The organism is Enterococcus sp. 7E2_DIV0204 (assembly GCF_002140855.1).
GTDB lineage: Bacteria > Bacillota > Bacilli > Lactobacillales > Enterococcaceae > Enterococcus_L > Enterococcus_L lemimoniae.
Window position 1 is genome coordinate 501,667 of the sequence record NZ_NGKY01000001.1, and the last position, 19,367, is coordinate 521,033.

19 protein-coding genes and 1 other annotated feature are annotated in these 19,367 nt (G+C 37.3%); of the genes, 3 read left to right on the plus strand and 16 right to left on the minus strand.

The annotated features are described in order from the left end of the window. Positions 1-31: 31 nt before the first annotated feature. The 11 genes from hisI to A5819_RS02455 form a co-directional block, all read right to left on the minus strand. On the minus strand, positions 32-337 hold the full coding sequence (gene hisI / locus A5819_RS19480; RefSeq protein WP_086280227.1) for a phosphoribosyl-AMP cyclohydrolase: 306 nt from the start codon (positions 335-337) through the stop codon (positions 32-34). Next, positions 334-1,089 (minus strand): imidazole glycerol phosphate synthase subunit HisF, encoded by a 756-nt coding sequence (gene hisF, locus A5819_RS02410; RefSeq protein ID WP_086280224.1) that lies wholly within the window; start codon positions 1,087-1,089, stop codon positions 334-336. Before hisF ends, hisI begins: the two co-directional genes overlap by 4 nt. Next, entirely contained in the window at positions 1,079-1,804 is a 726-nt protein-coding gene (gene hisA / locus A5819_RS02415; RefSeq protein ID WP_086280221.1) for a 1-(5-phosphoribosyl)-5-[(5-phosphoribosylamino)methylideneamino]imidazole-4-carboxamide isomerase, read from the minus strand. The genes hisF and hisA overlap by 11 nt, the downstream gene beginning before the upstream one ends. Beyond that, positions 1,782-2,408 carry an imidazole glycerol phosphate synthase subunit HisH gene (gene hisH, locus A5819_RS02420; RefSeq protein ID WP_086280217.1) on the minus strand — a complete coding sequence of 209 codons (627 nt, stop codon included), beginning with the start codon at positions 2,406-2,408 and terminating at the stop codon, positions 1,782-1,784. The genes hisA and hisH overlap by 23 nt, the downstream gene beginning before the upstream one ends. Continuing rightward, positions 2,409-2,993 carry an imidazoleglycerol-phosphate dehydratase HisB gene (gene hisB, locus A5819_RS02425; RefSeq protein ID WP_086280213.1) on the minus strand — a complete coding sequence of 195 codons (585 nt, stop codon included), beginning with the start codon at positions 2,991-2,993 and terminating at the stop codon, positions 2,409-2,411. It abuts the gene before it with no gap. A 36-nt stretch (positions 2,994-3,029) separates the two neighbouring features. After that, positions 3,030-4,310: a histidinol dehydrogenase gene (gene hisD, locus A5819_RS02430; RefSeq protein ID WP_086280210.1), complete on the minus strand. Its 1,281-nt coding sequence runs from the start codon at positions 4,308-4,310 to the stop codon at positions 3,030-3,032. After that, a complete protein-coding gene (hisG, locus tag A5819_RS02435) occupies positions 4,307-4,945 on the minus strand; it encodes an ATP phosphoribosyltransferase (protein WP_086280207.1) in 639 nt (212 codons plus the stop codon). Before hisG ends, hisD begins: the two co-directional genes overlap by 4 nt. After that, complete coding sequence (gene hisZ / locus A5819_RS02440) at positions 4,942-6,132, minus strand: ATP phosphoribosyltransferase regulatory subunit (protein WP_086280204.1); 1,191 nt, start codon at positions 6,130-6,132, stop codon at positions 4,942-4,944. The genes hisG and hisZ overlap by 4 nt, the downstream gene beginning before the upstream one ends. Positions 6,133-6,478: 346 nt before the next feature. After that, positions 6,479-6,754 (minus strand) — a binding site (T-box leader). 300 nt (positions 6,755-7,054) lie between these two features. Then, complete coding sequence (locus A5819_RS02445; protein WP_086280196.1) at positions 7,055-7,855, minus strand: MerR family transcriptional regulator; 801 nt, start codon at positions 7,853-7,855, stop codon at positions 7,055-7,057. A 286-nt stretch (positions 7,856-8,141) separates the two neighbouring features. Further along, complete coding sequence (locus tag A5819_RS02450; RefSeq protein WP_086280199.1) at positions 8,142-8,609, minus strand: hypothetical protein; 468 nt, start codon at positions 8,607-8,609, stop codon at positions 8,142-8,144. 124 nt (positions 8,610-8,733) lie between these two features. Beyond that, positions 8,734-9,414, minus strand: coding sequence for a DUF4947 domain-containing protein (locus tag A5819_RS02455; protein ID WP_086280193.1), 681 nt, complete (start codon positions 9,412-9,414; stop codon positions 8,734-8,736). Between the two features lie 254 nt (positions 9,415-9,668). On the opposite strand from A5819_RS02455, the gene A5819_RS02460 reads away from it, so the two are divergent. Then, entirely contained in the window at positions 9,669-10,415 is a 747-nt protein-coding gene (locus A5819_RS02460) for a TraX family protein (RefSeq protein WP_086280191.1), read from the plus strand. Between the two features lie 47 nt (positions 10,416-10,462). On the opposite strand, the gene A5819_RS02465 is transcribed toward A5819_RS02460, so the two are convergent. Genes A5819_RS02465 through glpK form a run of 4 tightly spaced genes read right to left on the minus strand, consistent with a single transcriptional unit; the run spans position 10,463 to position 13,589 of the window. After that, the gene (locus tag A5819_RS02465) at positions 10,463-10,828 is read right to left on the minus strand and encodes an MmcQ/YjbR family DNA-binding protein (RefSeq protein ID WP_086280188.1); all 366 of its coding nucleotides are present in this window, start codon (positions 10,826-10,828) and stop codon (positions 10,463-10,465) included. A 13-nt stretch (positions 10,829-10,841) separates the two neighbouring features. Continuing rightward, a complete protein-coding gene (locus tag A5819_RS02470; RefSeq protein WP_086280186.1) occupies positions 10,842-11,216 on the minus strand; it encodes a VOC family protein in 375 nt (124 codons plus the stop codon). Positions 11,217-11,258: 42 nt separating this feature from the next. Beyond that, the gene (locus tag A5819_RS02475) at positions 11,259-12,059 is read right to left on the minus strand and encodes a helix-turn-helix domain-containing protein (RefSeq protein ID WP_086280183.1); all 801 of its coding nucleotides are present in this window, start codon (positions 12,057-12,059) and stop codon (positions 11,259-11,261) included. Between the two features lie 24 nt (positions 12,060-12,083). Next, entirely contained in the window at positions 12,084-13,589 is a 1,506-nt protein-coding gene (gene glpK, locus A5819_RS02480) for a glycerol kinase GlpK (RefSeq protein WP_086280179.1), read from the minus strand. A gap of 342 nt (positions 13,590-13,931) precedes the next feature. Here glpK and A5819_RS02485 point away from each other — a divergent pair, with 342 nt between their 5' ends. Next, positions 13,932-14,579, plus strand: coding sequence for a metal-dependent transcriptional regulator (locus A5819_RS02485; RefSeq protein WP_086280176.1), 648 nt, complete (start codon positions 13,932-13,934; stop codon positions 14,577-14,579). 60 nt (positions 14,580-14,639) lie between these two features. Further along, positions 14,640-16,160 (plus strand): glucose-6-phosphate dehydrogenase, encoded by a 1,521-nt coding sequence (zwf, locus tag A5819_RS02490; RefSeq protein WP_086280174.1) that lies wholly within the window; start codon positions 14,640-14,642, stop codon positions 16,158-16,160. 37 nt (positions 16,161-16,197) lie between these two features. Here zwf and ileS read toward each other — a convergent pair whose 3' ends face one another. Next, positions 16,198-18,987, minus strand: a complete 2,790-nt coding sequence (gene ileS / locus A5819_RS02495; RefSeq protein ID WP_086280171.1) for an isoleucine--tRNA ligase — start codon at positions 18,985-18,987, stop codon at positions 16,198-16,200. Positions 18,988-19,367 lie beyond the last annotated feature (380 nt).

The following is a 19,367-nucleotide window of genomic DNA, read 5'->3' on the forward strand; positions in this document are numbered from 1 at the left end:
CGGAGCAGAGCATAGTGACTAGCTCACATAGCTAGAGAATTACATTAAAAAAACAACTATGCTGTCCTGTATGACAAGCAGGTCCTGTTTGCTCAACAGTGATAAGTAACGTGTCTGAATCACAATCGGTCACGATGCTTTTTACTTTTTGACTATTCCCACTAGTCTCACCCTTATTCCATAACTGTTGACGGGATCTTGAGTAAAACCAAGTTGTTCCTGTTTCGAGCGTTTTCTCAAAGCTTTCTTCGTTCATATAAGCTAGCATCAAAACCTCGTTTGTTTTTTCTTCTATAATAATTGCAGGTAATAGACCTTTACTAAAATCTAATTTCATCGACGTACCTCCATTCCCTTAAGCGCCAAGGACTCTTTTAATTCTGGAATTTTTACCTCTCCATAATGAAAAATACTAGCAGCTAGAGCCGCACTGACTTTAGTTTGCTCAAAGACTTCTACAATATCTGCTGCGCTACCACATCCTCCTGACGCGATAACTGGAACATTGACAGCCTCGCAAATAGCTTGATTCAATACCAGATCGTATCCTGCTTTAGTACCATCTGCATCCATACTAGTTAGTAAAATTTCGCCAGCACCTAAAGCCACTGCCTTTTTAGCCCACTCTATCACATTTAATCCGGTATCTTCACGTCCGCCTTTAACAAAAACATGCCATGAATCACCTGTTCTTTTAGCATCGATTGCGACAACAATACACTGTGAACCGAATTTCTCAGCCCCTTCTTTGATCAGTGCTGGTCGTCGAATTGCCGCTGAGTTAAGAGAAATTTTATCAGCCCCCGCCTGCAGCATTCTTTTCATGTCGGAAACACTCCGAATTCCACCACCAACAGTCAAAGGGATAAATACTTCTGCTGCTGTCCTTTCGACTACTTCGATCATCGTTTCACGCTTGTCACTCGTAGCAGTGATATCTAAAAAAACTAACTCATCGGCACCTTGTTCATTGTATGTCCGTGCAATCGCTACTGGGTCTCCAACATCTTGTAAATCAACAAAATTAATTCCTTTGACTACTCGTCCATCTGTAACATCTAAACAAGGAATAATACGTTTAGTCAGCAATTTGTTCCACCTCCAGCATATCAGCTAAGGCAATAGTCCCATTATAAAAAGCTTTTCCGACGATTGCACCGTACAGCCCTAATTCTGCTAATTTCATTAAATCAGCTTTGCTACTAACCCCACCTGAAGCAATGATTTGTACATTCGGTACAATCTTTGCCAGTTGTGCATAATCATCAAAAGTTGGCCCTGCTAACGTGCCATCTTTAGAAATATCTGTGTAGATAATTGTTTTGACACCAATTGCCGCCATTTCCTTAGCCATCTGTAAATAATCTGTTTCACTCACATCTAACCAACCACTAACAGCAACTTTTCCATTTTTAGCATCGATTCCGACAGCAATTTTATCCCCATGTTTTTTGACCGCTGCTTTGACTAATTCAGGATCACTTAAAGCTGCTGAACCAATAATGATTCGATCGATTCCTAGTGCCACATAATCGTCTACTTGTTTTAATGTACGGATACCACCACCAACTTCTATTTTTAAGCCAGTTGTCTTTTTCATAGCTTCAATTAAAGGCGCATTGGACGCCTTCCCCATCAAAGCACCATCTAAATCAACAACATGCATCATCTGAATACCCGCGTCTTTAAATTCTTGTGCTTGGGCTGCGGGATCATGATTGACGATCGTTTTTTGGAGAAAGTCCCCTTGAACTAACCGAACTGCTTTTCCTTCTCTAATATCAATTGCTGGTAAAACGTACATGCTCCACTACCTCCTTAAATCCTTTTAAAATCCGTAAGCCTGCCTCACTACTTTTTTCAGGGTGAAATTGTGTCCCATAAATAGTTCCTTTTGAGATCATTGCAGGTATTTTAATGGAGTACTGAGCAATCGCGTCAATCACATCTGGTTCACAATCAGCATAATAAGAATGAACAAAGTAGACATACTCTTTAGCCACATCTTTTGTCAGCAATGTTTCTTCGGTTACTACAAGTTGATTCCACCCCATATGAGGAACAGGTAAATCAGGATCGTCAGGTAGTCTTTCACACAGCCCTTCGATCAAACCCAATCCCTCTGTAAAACCATTTTCCATACTGCCTTCTAATAGTAGCTGCATACCTAAACAGACTCCTAAAATCGGTATCCCTTTTTGAGCCGTTTCTTGGATCACAGTCACTAAGCCTCGTTGTTCCAACTCTTTCATCGCTAATGAAAAAGCTCCGACTCCTGGTAAAATCAAGCCATCTGCTTTTCTTATCTCAGCAGGATCAGCAGAAATTTTATTCTCTAATCCAACAAAATCTAAGGCTTTTTGAACATTACGAGTATTTCCAGTATCATAATCAATGATAATAATCATCTACAAAATTCCTTTCGTCGAGTTGACCCCTTGAATATCAGGATTTTCAGTTAGCGCTTCTCTCAATGCTCGCCCGGTTGCCTTAAACAAGGCTTCTATCTTATGATGTGTATTTTTTCCATGCAAGATTTTTAAATGTAAATTCATTTGGGTATTGAATGCTAATGCTTGAAAAAATTCTTCTGTCAATTCTGTATCAAAATCCCCAAGTTTAGGATTATCAAATACCGCATCAAACACTAAATAAGAACGACCGCTTAGATCTAAAGATGCCATACCTAAAGACTCATCCATTGGCACAAAACTAGTACCATAGCGATTGATTCCGGTCTTATCTCCTAAGGCTTCACGAATACATTGCCCTAAAACAATCCCGACATCTTCCACAGTATGATGACTATCTACTTCCAAATCACCCTCTACTTTGACCTCCAGCGAAATACGACTATGACGAGCAAATAGAATCAACATATGATCAAAAAAACCAACTCCGGTTTGAATCGTAACTGGTTCTTGACGATCTAAATCAAGTTTCATCTCAATTTTTGTTTCTGCAGTTTCTCTTTTTAAACTAGCTGTTCTCATTATTTTTCCCCCAGTATAAAATCTTCTTTTCTAGAATCACTTAAACCGATATTCAACTGCTCTTGCATGTGCTTCTAAACCTTCTTTTCGTGCCAGGAGTGCTATTGCCTCCTTCGCTTGCGCTAAGGCTTCTTTTGTATAATAGGTGACTTGGCTATACTTCACAAAATCATAAACGCCTAACGGTGAATAAAATTTTGCCGTACCACTTGTTGGCAACACATGATTTGTTCCTGAAAAATAATCTCCTACTGGTTCTGATGCATAGTCGCCTAAAAAAATCGATCCAGCATTTTTGATTTCATGTAAATAGCTGATTGGATCGAGCAACTGGACTTCTAAATGTTCTGGAGCGATCTCATTCATGATCGTAAACATCGCTGCAACTGTTGAAGCAATAATGATCATTCCATGATTTTCGATTGCTTGTTTTGCAATTTCTTTGCGCGGTAATGTTTCTAATTGTCGATAAATTTCTTTTTCAACTCGCTCTGCAAGCTGGTTTGAATCTGTCACTAGGATCGCTCTGGCAAGCGTATCATGTTCTGCTTGCGACAGCAAATCTGCTGCAATGTATGCAGGATTAGCTGTTTCATCTGCGATAATCCCGATTTCAGAAGGTCCTGCAATCATATCGATTCCGACGGTACCAAAAACTTGTTTTTTAGCTGTCGCTACATAAATGTTACCTGGTCCGACAATTTTGTCTACTTTCGGTACCGTTTCAGTCCCATAAGCAAGTGCTGCAATGCTTTGAGCTCCACCCACTTGAAAAATCTTATCTACACCAGCGATTTTGGCTGCCGCTAAGATTACATCTGGGATGCCGTCAACTGAAGGCGGGGTGACCATGATGATTTCTTCAACTCCCGCAATCTTAGCTGGCAGAACATTCATCAATACAGAAGAAGGATAAGCTGCCGTCCCTCCTGGTACATAAACACCTACGCGGGCTAAAGGTAGCACTAATTGCCCCCGTAGTACACCTTGTTTTTCGGTGTCCATAAAGTCATACTGTTTTTGCTTTTGATGGTAACTCACAATATTCTCTTTAGCCGCTTCTAGAGCTTTGAGGACTTCATCCTCTACTCGTTGGTAGCCCAAATCGATTGTTTCTTTTGATATAAACAAGTCCTCAAGCTCAACTTGATCGAATTTTTTTGAATAGTTTTTTAGTGCCTTATCACCATTTTGAATGACTTGTTGAATGATTTGACGAACTTGTTCTTCTATCTCTTGATTGTCTTCATGGGCTAGCTTTACCTCCGCTTTTAATGCAGTCAAAATTTCTGTGGTGCTTCCCGTCAGCCAGTTCATATCATTTCTCCTCCAATCACATTCTCTAATTCATCAAACAGTCGAAAGATTGCTTGACGTTTACGTTTAAGCATTGCTTTATTTACAATTACTCGCGCTGAAACTGGACAGATATCTTCAAAAATCTCTAAACCATTCTCTTTTAAGGTTGTGCCTGTTTCGACAATATCGACGATTGCATCCGCTAATCCTAAAACTGGTGCAATTTCCACAGATCCTTCGATCTTAATGATCTCAACATCTTCGCCTTTTCTACGAAAATGTTCAGAAGCAACTGCTGGATATTTCGTTGCAATCCGTTTTCGTTTATAATCATCTGGTTGATAACTTTTTGTTGATGCAACAGAAAATTTACAAACACCAATCTTTAAATCCAACATTTCATAATAACCAACTGGATGTTCAATCAAGACATCTTTACCAACGATTCCTAGGTCTGCTACGCCATGACGCACATAAGTCGTCACATCAGCCGCTTTTACTAAAAGAAATTTAAAGCGTTGATCAGGACTAATAAAAATCAATTTTCGTTGCTTGTCCTGTATAAACGAAATGTCGATCCCTGCTTGTTCAAATAGAGCTAGGGTCTGTTTTTCCAAACGCCCTTTCGTCAGCGCAATCGTTAATTGTGTCAATTTTGGTCACCTACCTTTGTTACATGTGTTTTATTTTCTAGCACTTCAATTACCTGTCGATATTGCCATTTCTCAGCATATTCTATCGCTTCTTCCAATGTTTCAAATAACGATAACTGATAATCAGGATACTCTTTTACCAAGGATTCTGCTCTGCCCAATTGTGCTAAAGAACTATGAACTAGCGTTGTGGGCGGTTTTAAAGCAGCAAGCTTATTTAGTTGGTACTGTAACGTAACCAAGGTATCTAAATTGATGCCTAATCCAACTGCAGGTATCATCGGATGATCAAATTGTTCCGCCAAATGATCATATCGGCCACCTCGTAAAAAAATATCTGGAACTAAATCAGCATACCCGTTAAACAATACACCAGTGTAATAATCCATCAATGTTATTAACCCTAAATCTACAGTCAATGAAATAGTTTCATGATAGCTCTTAATAACACTCATTAGTTTTTCTAGCTCATCGATGACTGGGATGATTTTCGACTCATTAGGCAATAATGTTTTAGCGACTGGCAAGACTTCTTCTACTTCACCAAACAATCTGGGAATTGCACAGATAAATGCATCTAGTTCACTAGGATAAATGGCAACGAATCGTTGAAGGTCTGTTAAGCTTTTATGATTAAAATACGTTTGAAGTTCTGTTTTTGCTGTCTCGTCTAATCCCAGTGATGTTACAATCAAACGAAAAATTTGTGCATGACCTAACTCAAAATGAAAATTAGGTATCTCTAGTTCCTCTAAAATTTCAACAGCACAAGAGAGACATTCAACTTCTGCTTTCAAAGAGGAATAGCCAATCAATTCAATACCAGCTTGTGTCAGTTCATTTTGTTCCCCTAACATATCATCGTTTGAGCGGAAGACTTTTCCACTATAAGATAATTTAAGCGGAGGTTGAATTCCTGTTGTGGCAATTACACGCCCTATTGGCATAGTCATATCTGGCCGTAAAACAAGTAAGCGACCTTGTTTATCAAAAAAACGATAAAATTCTTTCTCATTTTTTTCTTCACTATAAAACACATCTTCAAATTCGATCACTGGCGTATCAATACGCTGGTATCCTCTTTTTTTCACGATATCATTAACTTGTTGCTCTAATTGATAGGCACCATTAGCTTCTCGAAATAACTTATCCTTTGTACCTGACGGTAAACTACGATTCCATTTCATACGATTTCCTCCTAAATTTAAAAGCGTAGCGGGCTCGTACAGCTCTGACAGAAAAATAGGAAATTCTAACTGAGGTGCTTTTTGCCTCATTTAGAATTTATCTTTTTTCCGAAGAGCTAGCCCGCGAAGCGCGAAGCTAGATAACGCTAAAAGCTGAAAGAGCTTGTTCAGCCTCGACTGGAAAATAGAAAAAAATGACTGAGACGCTTTTTGTCTCATTGAGTTTTTATCTTTTTCCCGAGAGGCTAGCTCTTGAAGCTAGACAACATACAGTAACAACATCCCATTTCGCTCGCCCTCTATACTTAATAGCCAAAATAAAAAATCGTCCCCTTGGCAAATAAGCCAAGAGGACGAGAATAAGTTTCACGTGGTCCCACCTCAGATTTATTTTTACTTCACAGTAAAAACCTCTGTTAGTTAGATAAACTAAAAAGCGATAACGGGCTCTCCGATTTTTCCTACTGAATTTAGAAAACGAACTTAATTTCGTTAAGCTAAACGGGTGATTTCAGAAAAATAATTCACAGGCGTGTTCAATGATCCTTCGCTATTTCCTCACAGCAACCGGAAACTCTCTAAAACGAAGCAACTCATCTACTATTCTGGTCAGCATTTTTTCATTTTTTTCTCATATATTTTTAAACAATCTATCACGAAAAACAAATATAGTCAATAGTTTTTGCAAAACTTAAATTACGCACAAGAGGAAATCTTTTCCTTGTAGAAATCATGTATACTGTCATTATTCATGAAAAAAATAATCAATAGCGTTCTCATGAATAAGAGTAATGCCTATTAAAATGATTTTCAAGGCTTATTTTAAACCTTTTTTAACTTGCTTCTTATAAATAAAACAGCAACCCCACAGACTAATAATCTGAGGAATCACTGTTAAATGACACTATTCAACTTGATTTTATCAAAGTGCTACTGGAAAATAGATCTCAACTATATTTTTATCAGGTGCAGTGGTATTAGGATCTGTTTGATAGATTTCAAATGGTGCTCCATTCATTGTGTACCCTTGTTCTTCGATCCACTTTAAAATCTTGCTATATACTGAAGATAATTCTGTATAAGGACCAGTATACGTAGACACTGCACATAGGCTCGCAGCAAAAGTTCTCGTTTGCTCATTTTGTTCAGCAATCGGTACGGCTAATTCCATATCGGTATTTTCTGGATCAAAATCTGGACTATGATAAATCGTTAGTGGCGGTCCTGTGGGCGTAAATTTTTCTGCAGTTAGACGACCAAATAGTTCCCCTATATAGTGACCATATTCATTGACATTCATTTGTTTTTTAAGATATAAAAGATTCATTTCTGGTACTTCTGTAAGTTTAACTTCGATTGTATTCAAATAAGACATTATTTTATTTCCCCTTTCTAATATCGATAAATCATCAGTGATACGCTCCAATAATCGGGAATAACTCTGCATCTTTTGGCTGATTTCCTTTTTCTTTTTATTGATCGTTACCTGTAACAATTCTTGATCCTGTTCACTTTCAAGAACCTGCTTAATTTCTTCTAAAGAAAATGTATATTCTTTCAATCTCTTGATCAAAAGAATAATTTCAAGCTGACTTACATCATAATAACGATAGCCACTTTTAACATCTGTAGACGTTGGTTTTAGTAGATTGATTTCATCGTAATAGCGTAGCGTTTTGGGCGTAACCTGGGAAACTTTTGAAAAATCACCAATTGATAACATGATTACCTCCTAATTTAAAAGCGTAACGGGCTCGTACAGTTCTGACAGAAAAATAGGAAAATAGGAGGGTGGCGCTTTTTGCCACAATCAGATTTTATCTTTTTTCCGAAGAGCTAGCCCACGTAGCTAGATATGGTGACAACGTTCCGTTTCGCTTCACCTTGTACTTTTCAACATCAGTTCATTTTATTCACTATGTTTCAAAGCAACTATTTTTTACTGTCTCGAGACAAACTTATCATATAGGTTCCAGCTAGGGGAGAGTCAACAATTATTCTCAACTTTTTTATTTTCTTTTTTCTATCGCCACAACAGCATAGTTGAGCAATTCAAATACTCGTGAAACAAATAACGCTTTTGAAAATGGTTTGTCTGTTGCAACTACACTAAAGGCTTCTTTAAAACGCCGATCAATCGCTTTGTAATGAGGAGATGCCACATGAAAATGACCTTTTTTTTCAAAGATTTTATAATAGTCGGATTCAAAATCCAACATTTTGGCTAATTCTTTTAAATGATCAGCTGACACCATAATCGTACTTTGCACTAGCTCTTCTTCTATTTCAACAATAGAGTAGCCTTCCCCAGCATTTATAAAATAAATATCCCCATACACAATCGGATAAGTCTTTGTACCGATTTTTATCAGGCCATTTTCTACAAACAACTGAATGATCTTGATTTTCTCCTCATGTTCTTGTTTTGACAGACTGAATAAATTTGATTGATATTCACATAAATAATTACTTTTCACATACAGCCACTTCTTTCATCTTCGATTTAATAGTTAATTAATAGCATATATTTTCCAGATAAACAATTGCCATCATAGCAAAAAAAAAGAGAAAACCATCGCTAGTTTCTCTCTTCAAAGTAATTTATATAGTATTGATTTTCCCAGTAAACTCAATATAGTCTGTCATTGGTGTAATAAACTTAACGCTATTTTCTGATAGGTAAATATTAGGTTTGCTTTGATCATCGTACACTAATAATTCTAGCTCCATACTTATCGCTGCTGCTAAAGATAGATCTTTCGTAGCAAACATAAAGGCTTTTGCTTGTCCTTCAGTTAACTTACCTAGATCAAACTGTTCCTTGATCAATTGCCATTCGCTCTCTTCCAATCGATCTCGAATCACTGCACCATCTGTGATGATCTGACTTGGTTCCCCTAGTTTGCTGATTACTTGTTCTTTATCGTATTGTGAATAATCTGGAACAAAAGCTGATATGTTCCCATCTCCTGATGACTCATAATAAACCTCTTCATCATCTTCTTCTGGATTAGGCACAAAAAGCTGTCCATTTGCCTCTGATTGTTTCACTGTTTCTTTCTTACTACTTTCAGTTGTACTAGAAGGCGTCCTTACTTTTTTTGATTTACGCTTCTTTGTACTGGTAGTAGATTCCGCTTCCTTATTCGAGCTTTCACTCGTTGTACTGGATACACTTGTCTCTTTAACTGGACTGCTAGATGCAGAGTCAGATTCGCTTTTTGCGGCACAGCCTCCTAATAGTAATACCAATACTCCATAAAATAATACAGTTTTTTTCATTGTTTTCTCCTTTTTTAATCGCTAACCAACCTATACTCAAGCTTATCATAATTTTAAAGTAATGGAAATACTATTTGGGCCTTCAACTACTGATTGATTTGTTTTTTATCAGAAGTAAATCGTTGTAATAAACGTTCATCTTACTTCTCACTCTCAATTTTGTAAGACAATTGTTCGTTGATTCCCACGCAAAAAAAGCTTAATTTTTTTATACTATAAAAAGTAATAAAATAACAATTAATTAGGAGAATAAAATGAACGGAAATCAATTAAAACTGATCATGATGGGCTTAATGCTACTTGATCATCTTGCACCACTTTTACCGCCACAATTTGGTACCCCAATCCATATGTTGACCCGCTGCGTTGCTGTATTTTTTGCCTTTATGGCAGTGGAAGGCTTCCATTACACAAGCAGTCGAAAAAAATACCTACTGCGTCTATACGGCTGGGCTACTATCATGTTTATAGGAAATACGCTGATTAACACACTAATCATCACAGATCCATTATATTATGCTTTTAGAAATATTTTTATCACTTTAGCTGTTGGCGTGACGATTTTAACACTAATCGATTTTTCTAAACGAATAAAGGAACCCTTCTTTAAAATAACATCAACACTTTTAGCAATTATTTTGACCTTGGTTACTACTTTAGGCTTGATTCCCGCAGAAGGTGGGCTTGTCGTTATACCATTTATGCTACTAAGTTATTTCTTCAGAGACAATGCGAAAAAAAGAAATATTTCTTATCTTATTTTGGCAATTCCTTTGATTATCATGCCTCTACTTGGCTTACCAGAATATTCTTTTGAGATGATCAAAGTACAGCTTGAAGTAAATTCTGAATTTCTATTCCTTACGGTCATTCCTTTTATTCATTTATATAACGGTCAAAAAGGGAGCAATAATCCGTTCGTTAAATATTTATTTTATGTATTCTATCCATTACATATTTGGGTGATTACATTAATCAACTTTTATCTACATCAAGGATAATTCAAAAAAAAACGCTACTTTTACAGTTAAAGTGGCGTTTTTAACTTTTATTGGTGATACTTCAATTGAACCTTCTTAGGTAATTTTTCAAGAACTAACTGATAAGATTTTTTTAAAAATAGAGCTAATTGTTCTTCGGTAAAAGAAGAATTTTCTAGTAAAAATGAATTCCAATGGGTTTTATTAGCATAATATCCAGGAACGACATCTGAATAATGTTCTCGTAACAATTCATTTTCTGCTGGATCACCTTTAACCGTCATCACCCGGTCACCCGTTTTATTGGTCCCAAGCATACAAAAACATTTCTTCTCAATGCCAAAATAATCGCAATCCCAATCTTCCCGATACTCAACTGTAGCCCCTGGCCATTTTCTTGCTTCATCTTTTAAATACTGAATGTTATCTTGCATTTACTGCCCCCTTCTACTCATTGCAAAACAGGCTCAATAAATTACCGTCGGGGTCTTTGATAATTGCGTAATATTGACCCCAAAAAGCCTGCCAAGGTTCACGAAAAAGTTCGTAGCCAAACCCTTTCATTTTCCCACATAATCGATCGATTTCCGCAGGAGAATCACAAATAAAAGCTAATTCGATTTTATCCCCTGTACTTTTGGGCGGATAACCATAAACTCCTTCAATCATTTTTTTGGTATTTAATGAGATACGCATTCCTTCGTTATTCAGTTCTACATAAGCAGCCTCTTTTTCTCCTAAAGCTTCAAAACCAAATCGCTCATAAAATAAAATTGCTTCCTCCATCGATTCAACAATGATTCCGACCATATCTAGTTTCATTTTTGATTCCCTCCATTCCTTTTCTCCATTATAGTTTCAAGCTTAAATATTGTCTTGTAAAATTCCGACATGCTGACGGATTGCCTGTGGTGATAATCCCGTCATCTTTTTTAATTTTCGAGAATAATGAGCTTGATCAAAAAAACCATATTTTTCGACTAAGTCCAGATGCTCAATCGTTGGTCGACTGACCAATTCCTGGTAAACCTTTTGAAAACGTAGAATATCAAATACTTCATACGGTGAAAGACCCGTTTCTTCTCTAAATGTACGCTGTAAACTACGTTCAGATAAAGAACTACTCGCAATACTTTCAGGATAGCTGATCCCTTGATAATGTTCTTCAAAAAATGTCTGAATTGGTGCTGAGATTTTTTTTACAGTTAAACGATTCAAACGTTCTAAAAAATAAAGATTTGCACTCTCGATTAAAGCACTAAGAGACTCTTGCCCAGATAAACACGTAATCAACTCAGTCGCTATGCCTTTTTCAAACAAAGCTAACTCCAGCAACTGATCTTTCAACCCTTTAAAAGACTGACCCAAAAAAGGATACATGCCGCCTAAATAATACCGAATACCAAAATAAATCAATGGCTGATCCGAATATGAATAAAAAAAGTGTGTACTGGGACCGCAAATATTGACCTGTAAAACATCTAATTCAGTGCTTAGTTGCACAATTAAGTCAGAACACAAATCAGGAATGACTCTACTTGGCGGGCTAGATGAATCTGTATAACTAATCCAATACGATTGTATATAGGAACTTAAACGTAGATCAGGAGCTACTTCTTGATAATCATTTAGAAAATCTTGCCAAACTTTGGGTCGATACATCATCATCATGCTCCTTTCTCACATGCTTTATTCAGTCGGCTTAAAAGCCATCGTTGCCTGAACTGCTCTTTTCCAGCCATCATACAGTTCCGTTCTCTTAGCATCATTGATTTGTGCTTCAAATCGTTTGCCATGATGAGCAAATGCTTTAATTTCAGCTAAATCTTGCCAAAAACCGACGGCTAAACCAGCTAGATAAGCAACACCTAAAGCTGTAGTTTCAGAAAAATCAGCCGCTTCTACTGGTTTGTCAATGATATCTGCTTGAAACTGCATCAGTAAATCATTTTTTGAAGCTCCACCATCCGCTCTTAATCGCTTAATTGTAATCTTAGAATCATTTTCCATTGTTTTGATCACATCAGCGGTTTGATAGGCTATCGACTCCAATGTTGCACGAATCAGGTGTTCTTTTGTTGTTCCTCTTGTTAAACCGAAAACTGCTCCTCTGGATTTCTGGTCCCAAAAAGGCGCTCCCAACCCCGTAAAGGCTGGTACAACATACACGCCATCCGAATCTGTGACTTGATTTGCCAAGGCTTCTGACTCCTCAGCCTTTTCAATCAATTTCAATCCATCACGTAACCACTGAACAGCAGAGCCTGCCACAAAAATACTTCCTTCTAAAGCATAATTGACCTTGCCATCTATTCCATAACCGATCGTAGTCAATAAACCATTGTCAGATAAAATTGCCTGCTCCCCTGTGTTCATCACAATAAATGCGCCTGTGCCATACGTATTTTTAACCATTCCTTTTTCAAAAGCCGCCTGACCAAAGAGCGCCGCCTGCTGATCACCAGCCATTGCAGCAATCGGGATATTTTCTCCATAAAAATGATAGTCTTCTGTATAACCATAGATTTCTGCATTTGAACACACTTGCGGCAACATCATTCTTGGAATACCCAGAATATCCAAGATATCCTGATCCCAATCTAATGAATGAATATTAAATAGCATCGTTCGACTAGCATTCGTGTAATCTGTCTTATGCACTTTCCCACCTGTCAGTTTCCACAATAACCAGGTATCGATCGTACCAAATAATAGTTGTCCAGCTTGTGCTTTTACTTTGGCATCTTTGACATTCTCTAGTAGCCATTTTACTTTAGTTGCAGAAAAATAAGAATCGATGATCAAGCCTGTTCGTTTTTGAATAAACTCTTGATGACCATTTTCTTTCAGTTCATCCGCTAATTCATTTGTTTGCTTAGATTGCCAAACAATGGCCCGGTAAATCGGTTCGCCTGTCTGTTTATCCCAAACAACCGTTGTTTCACGTTGATTGGTGATTCCAATTGCATTGATCTGAGCAGGTTTTAACTTTGCTTCGATCAGTACATCTGCAATCACAGACTGAACTGAATTCCAAATTTCATTAGCATCATGCTCGACCCAACCAGGATTTGGAAAATACTGAGTAAACTCCTTTTGGGCTTTGGCAACTTCCTGTCCATCATGATTGAAGATGATTGCTCTTGAGCTCGTTGATCCTTGATCTATCGATAAAATGTATTGGTTTTGTTTCATATTTTTTCCGCTCCTCGAAGATGATACTTTCATTATAAAGCAAAGTTCACTTAAAAGTCTTGTTCTATTATATAAAACGTTGATCAACTGGTGTTCTCATTTCCCGAAAATTCTAATTTTATTTTAACAATCCATTTTTTTATAATCCTGTACTCACCAATTTAAACTAAAACATAAGCCAAAAAGAACCGAGAAAACGTTATCAATCAAGTGTTTGTTCCCTATTTGTAGATTCAAAAAGTCAAAAACACATTTTTTTCAAGATTAACATATTATTAAATGGTCAAAAAAACAATTTTCTGATAAACTTATGCTGATGGCTTCTTTGAAAGGATGAACGATATGACCCCAAATCGCGAAGACTACCTAAAATTGATTTTTGAATTAGGTGGCGATGAAAATAAAATCAACAATAAACAAATTGTCGCGGGCTTAGATGTTTCAGCAGCTTCTGTCAGCGAAATGATTTCAAAATTAGTAAAAGAAAAATTGGTCGAACATTCACCCTATCAAGGTGTTCAATTAACCGAGTCAGGCTTAAAAAAAGCCAGTACACTGATTCGCAAACACCGCTTATGGGAAGTCTTTTTGGTTGAGCATTTAAACTATTCCTGGAATGAAGTTCATGATGAGGCAGAAGTCTTAGAGCACGTTACTTCTCAAACTTTGGCAAACCGTTTATCTACTTACTTGAATCAACCGAAATTTTGTCCTCATGGCGGTGTCATCCCCAGAGATGATCAACCTGTTCACGAAGAAAAACGTCAAACATTAATAGACTATCCTGTTGGGACTACAATTCGTATCGCTCGCGTTTTAGATGAGAAAGAATTATTGGATTATCTTGTTTCGATCGATCTACAAATTCATGAAGAATACACGATCAATGATATTGCAGCTTACGAAGGTCCGATCAGTATAAGTAATGAAACAAAGAAATTATCGATAAGTTATAAAGCAGCAAGCACTATTTTTGTGGATAAATTATAAGAACTGGTGGTTTCAGAAAAATTTCTGTCACAACCTCCATTATGAAAGCGGGGAAATGAAATGAATGAAAAAATAGCTCTATTTACTATATTTGGCGGCACTGGTGATTTAGCCAAAAGAAAATTATATCCTTCTTTATTCCGGTTATATCGTAAAGGCAATTTGGCTGAACATTTTGCTGTGATCGGCACAGCAAGAAGAGAATGGTCTGATGATTACTACCGCGAAATCGTTCGTGAAACGATCAAAGATCTAAATCCAACAACAGAAGAAGCCGCTGCTTTTTCAAGTCACTTCTATTATCAAGCTCACAATGTCAATGACTCTGAACATTACGATACGCTAAAAAAATTATCAGATACTTTAAGTGATAAATACGAATTAGGCGGCAATCATATTTACTACCTAGCTATGGCTCCGCAATTTTTCGGTACGATCGTTCAGCATTTAAAATCACAAAAAATTCTAACAGATAATGGTTTTGACCGTTTAGTTATTGAAAAACCATTTGGCGCTGATTATGCTTCTGCCTATCAGTTAAATGAAGAAATTCGGGCCGTTTTCCCTGAAAAAGATATTTTTAGAATCGATCATTACTTAGGCAAAGAAATGATTCAAAACATTTCCGCAATTCGCTTTGCTAATAACATTTTTGAATCTCAATGGAATAATCGCTACATCGATAATGTTCAAATCACTTTTGCAGAAAGCTTAGGTGTTGAAGATCGTGGTGGCTATTATGATCACAGTGGTGCCTTAAAAGACATGGTTCAAAACCACATTTTACAAGTTGTCTCATTATTAGCCATGGAACCACCTGTCGCTTTTTCAGAAGCAGAAATCCGCGCAGAAAAAGTCAAAGCATTACAAGCAATCCGTCTGTATTCAGAAGAAGAAGCTTTGGAGAATTTTGTTCGTGGTCAGTATGGTGAAGGAAAATTAGATGATCAGCAATTTATCGGTTATCGCGAAGAACCAAATGTTGATGAACACTCACAAATAGAAACATTCGTTGCGGGTAAATTCTTGATCGATAACTTCCGCTGGTCAGGCGTTCCTTTCTACATTCGTACTGGGAAACGTCTAACTGAAAAAGGAACACGAATCAATATTGTCTTCAAACAAGTACCAGTCAATGTTTTTAAAGACGACATCGACAAATGTGGTGAAAAAACAGATTTGCCACCAAACGTCTTAACAATCTATATTCAACCAACAGAAGGATTTTCTATGACATTAAATGGAAAAGAGATTGGTCAAGGCTTCACGACGACACCCGTCAAATTGGATTATCGTCATAGTGCAGAAACAACAGGAAATAGCCCTGAAGCTTATGAAAAGCTATTATTAGATAGTTTAAACGGTGACGGGACAAACTTCTCTCATTGGGACGAAGTTGCTCAATCTTGGCGTATCGTTGATATCATTCGTCAAGCTTGGGATAAAACCTCCGTTGATTTCCCTAATTATGCAGCAGGATCGATGGGACCTGATGCTTCATTTGATCTGTTGGCAAAAGATGGATTTACCTGGGATTGGCAACCAGATATCTGGTATCGTGAACGTGGAAAATTAGATTAATAAAAAGGACTCTGGATAATTTCCAGAGTCCTTTTTATTAATCTTCAAATCCTTCTGCCACAGCTTCTGGATAATTTTCTTCAACAATTGTAGCGCAACGCGCACATAAATGTGGTAATTTTTCATCTTCACCAACATCTGTGCGTACAGCACGACAACGGTCACAGGTTTCACCCGCTGCTTTTTCCACAAGAATCGACATATCATCGAATTTTTCCACATTTTCAGGAACTTCTGCCGTTTTAGCCGCAACCTCAAAACCAGAAACAATCAATAATTGAGCAACATCTGCATCAACAGCTGTTAATAACTCATGGATTTGTTCATTAGGATAAACCGTCACTTTCGCTTCTAATGATTTACCGATCAATTTAGAATTACGTGCTTCTTCTAACGCTTTTAGAACATTATCTCTAAAGTCCATAAACGCTGCCCAAGTGTCTAATAACTCTTGTTGATTGCCAAACTCAGCATAACCTGGGAACTCAGCTAACTGAACATAATCTTCGTCTTCTTTCAAGAAGCTCCAGATTTCCTCAGAAGTATGCGGGATAATTGGCGTTAAAAGTTTTGTTAGAGCAACAGCCGTTTGATAGAACACAGTTTGCATACAACGACGTTGATAGTTATCTTCTGCTTCGATGTAGACAACATCTTTGGCAAAATCCAAATAGAATGAAGATAGATCAACTGTTAAAAAGTTCATTACTGAACGATAAATTTGCATGAAATTATATTTTTCATAGCCTTTTTCACGAATTTCTTGAATCACTTGATTTAAACGGACAACCATATATTTATCCACAGAACGTAATTCTTCATAAGCAACAGTGTGTTCTTTAGGCTCAAAATCACTTGTGTTTGCTAATAAGAAACGCATTGTATTACGGATTTTACGGTAAACTTCTGAGACTTGGTTCAAGATGTCCATCGAAACACGCACATCCGCTTCATAATCCACACTACTTACCCACAGGCGTAGAATATCTGCACCCATTTGTTTGATTACTTTATCTGGTAAAATCGTATTCCCCAATGATTTACTCATTTTGCGACCTTCACCGTCCAAGGTAAATCCTTGGGATAATACAGCTTTATAAGGCGCTACTCCGTTGATCGCTACACTTGTTGTAATACTTGAATTAAACCAGCCACGGTATTGATCAGAGCCTTCTAGATACATATCAGCTGGGAAAGTTAGTTCTGGACGTTCACGCAAGACAGCCTCATGTGAAGAACCAGAATCAAACCAAACATCCATGATATCATTTTCTTTTGTAAATTCACCATTTGGAGAACCTGGGTGTGTGAAACCTTCCGGCAATAACTCTTTAGCTTCACGCTTAAACCAAACATTTGATCCATGTTCAGCAAAAAGATTCGCTACATGATCAATTGTTTCCGGCGTAATGATTGCTTCGCCATTTTCAGCATAGAAAATCGGTAATGGTACGCCCCACGCACGTTGACGAGAGATAACCCAATCGCCACGATCACGAATCATGTTGTATAAACGCGTTTTTCCCCAAGGTAGGATCCAATCGACTTTTTCAACTTCATCTAAGATGTCTTGACGGAACTTATCGATTGAAGCAAACCATTGTGGTGTAGCACGATAAATCACTGGTTTCTTTGTACGCCAGTCATGTGGATAACTATGGGTAAAGAAATCTAATTTTAAGAGTGCATCTTTTTCATCAAGTAGTGCCGTAATCATTGGATTTGCTTTATCATAGAAAATCCCTTCAAAACCTGGGGCTTCATCTGTAAATACACCACGGTCATCCACAGGTGAAAGAACATCTAAATTATATTTCTTCCCTACAATATAGTCATCTTCACCATGTCCAGGAGCCGTATGAACTAATCCAGTACCAGCGTCTAAGGTTACATGGTCCCCTAACATTACTAACGATGTGCGATCATAGAATGGATGCTGTGCTGTCATATATTCTAGATCTTTACCAGAAATCGTTTCTAAAATCTCAACTTCATCCCAGCCAATTGCTTCTTTAACTTTTTCTAAAAGATCTTTTGCCACTACATATTTTTTGCCATAAGCATTTACAAGGACATATTGATATATTGGATTTACCGAAATTCCTGAATTCGCAGGTAATGTCCAAGGTGTTGTCGTCCAGATCACAAACGAAGTCTCTGTATCTAATATTCCTTTGCCATCAACTACTTTAAAGGCTACATAAATAGAAGGTGATTTAACATCTTTATATTCAATTTCAGCTTCTGCCAATGATGACTCACTTGAAGGAGACCAATAAATTGGTTTTAGACCTTTATAGATATACCCTTTTTCAGCCATTTTTCCAAACACTCGAATTTCAGCTGCTTCGTATGAGGGATCTAATGTAATATAAGGATTTTCCCAGTCTCCAGCAACACCTAAACGTTTAAAATCAGCACGTTGTGTATCTACTTGTGAACGGGCATATTCTTCACATTTTTCACGATACTCAGCTAAAGTCATTTCTTTTCTTTTAACACCTTTATTTGTTAACACTTGTTCGATCGGCAACCCATGCGTGTCCCAACCAGGAACATATGGTGAACGAAATCCTGACATAGATTTTGAACGGATGATGATGTCTTTACTGATCTTGTTTAATGAATGACCCAAATGGATATTTCCATTTGCATATGGAGGTCCATCATGAAGGACAAATGTTGGTTTCCCTTCGTTTAATTCTTGACGTTTTTCATAGATTTTTTGTTCTTCCCAATCTTTTTGCCACTCTACCTCGCGGTTTGGCAGATTCCCACGCATTGGAAAAGCTGTTTTCCCCAACTGTAATGTTTCTTTCATTTTCATTTTTATTTCCTCGCTTTCTTTTGTAACGATTGCTTAATAAGTCATGCTGCTAATAAATGAAATATAGTCTAAACCGGATCACTTGCTTTGTTTTTTATCAGACATTTTGGTGAGGTTACTTCGCTCCTTGCAGTCGCCAAGTACTGTTCATCATCTACTCTGGCGGAGCCAGTCGTAGTGATGAACAGCAAAAAGTACCTTCATCCCAAGGGACGAAAGTACTCGCGTTACCACCCAAATTTAAAATAATCGATCAACTCAATTATTTCCTCTGTTAATTGTTAACGAAATCACTCGTCAAGTTTTACTTGATTCAAACTTGAGTAAAATAGAGGATCTTTTCAATACCAGGGTCTGTCAAACTTGCACTATCATTGACT

What these genes read in the sequence shown, in the direction of transcription:
- hisI (WP_086280227.1), bottom strand. Translation starts at nt 337, where the DNA reads ATGAAATTAGATTTTAGTAAAGGTCTATTACCTGCAATTATTATAGAA.
- hisA (WP_086280221.1), bottom strand. Translation starts at nt 1,804, where the DNA reads ATGTACGTTTTACCAGCAATTGATATTAGAGAAGGAAAAGCAGTTCGG.
- hisH (WP_086280217.1), bottom strand. Translation starts at nt 2,408, where the DNA reads ATGATTATTATCATTGATTATGATACTGGAAATACTCGTAATGTTCAA.
- hisB (WP_086280213.1), bottom strand. Translation starts at nt 2,993, where the DNA reads ATGAGAACAGCTAGTTTAAAAAGAGAAACTGCAGAAACAAAAATTGAG.
- hisD (WP_086280210.1), bottom strand. Translation starts at nt 4,310, where the DNA reads ATGAACTGGCTGACGGGAAGCACCACAGAAATTTTGACTGCATTAAAA.
- hisZ (WP_086280204.1), bottom strand. Translation starts at nt 6,132, where the DNA reads ATGAAATGGAATCGTAGTTTACCGTCAGGTACAAAGGATAAGTTATTT.
- A5819_RS02445 (WP_086280196.1), bottom strand. Translation starts at nt 7,855, where the DNA reads ATGTTATCAATTGGTGATTTTTCAAAAGTTTCCCAGGTTACGCCCAAA.
- A5819_RS02455 (WP_086280193.1), bottom strand. Translation starts at nt 9,414, where the DNA reads ATGAAAAAAACTGTATTATTTTATGGAGTATTGGTATTACTATTAGGA.
- A5819_RS02460 (WP_086280191.1), top strand. Translation starts at nt 9,669, where the DNA reads ATGAACGGAAATCAATTAAAACTGATCATGATGGGCTTAATGCTACTT.
- A5819_RS02465 (WP_086280188.1), bottom strand. Translation starts at nt 10,828, where the DNA reads ATGCAAGATAACATTCAGTATTTAAAAGATGAAGCAAGAAAATGGCCA.
- A5819_RS02470 (WP_086280186.1), bottom strand. Translation starts at nt 11,216, where the DNA reads ATGAAACTAGATATGGTCGGAATCATTGTTGAATCGATGGAGGAAGCA.
- A5819_RS02475 (WP_086280183.1), bottom strand. Translation starts at nt 12,059, where the DNA reads ATGATGTATCGACCCAAAGTTTGGCAAGATTTTCTAAATGATTATCAA.
- glpK (WP_086280179.1), bottom strand. Translation starts at nt 13,589, where the DNA reads ATGAAACAAAACCAATACATTTTATCGATAGATCAAGGATCAACGAGC.
- A5819_RS02485 (WP_086280176.1), top strand. Translation starts at nt 13,932, where the DNA reads ATGACCCCAAATCGCGAAGACTACCTAAAATTGATTTTTGAATTAGGT.
- zwf (WP_086280174.1), top strand. Translation starts at nt 14,640, where the DNA reads ATGAATGAAAAAATAGCTCTATTTACTATATTTGGCGGCACTGGTGAT.
- ileS (WP_086280171.1), bottom strand. Translation starts at nt 18,987, where the DNA reads ATGAAAATGAAAGAAACATTACAGTTGGGGAAAACAGCTTTTCCAATG.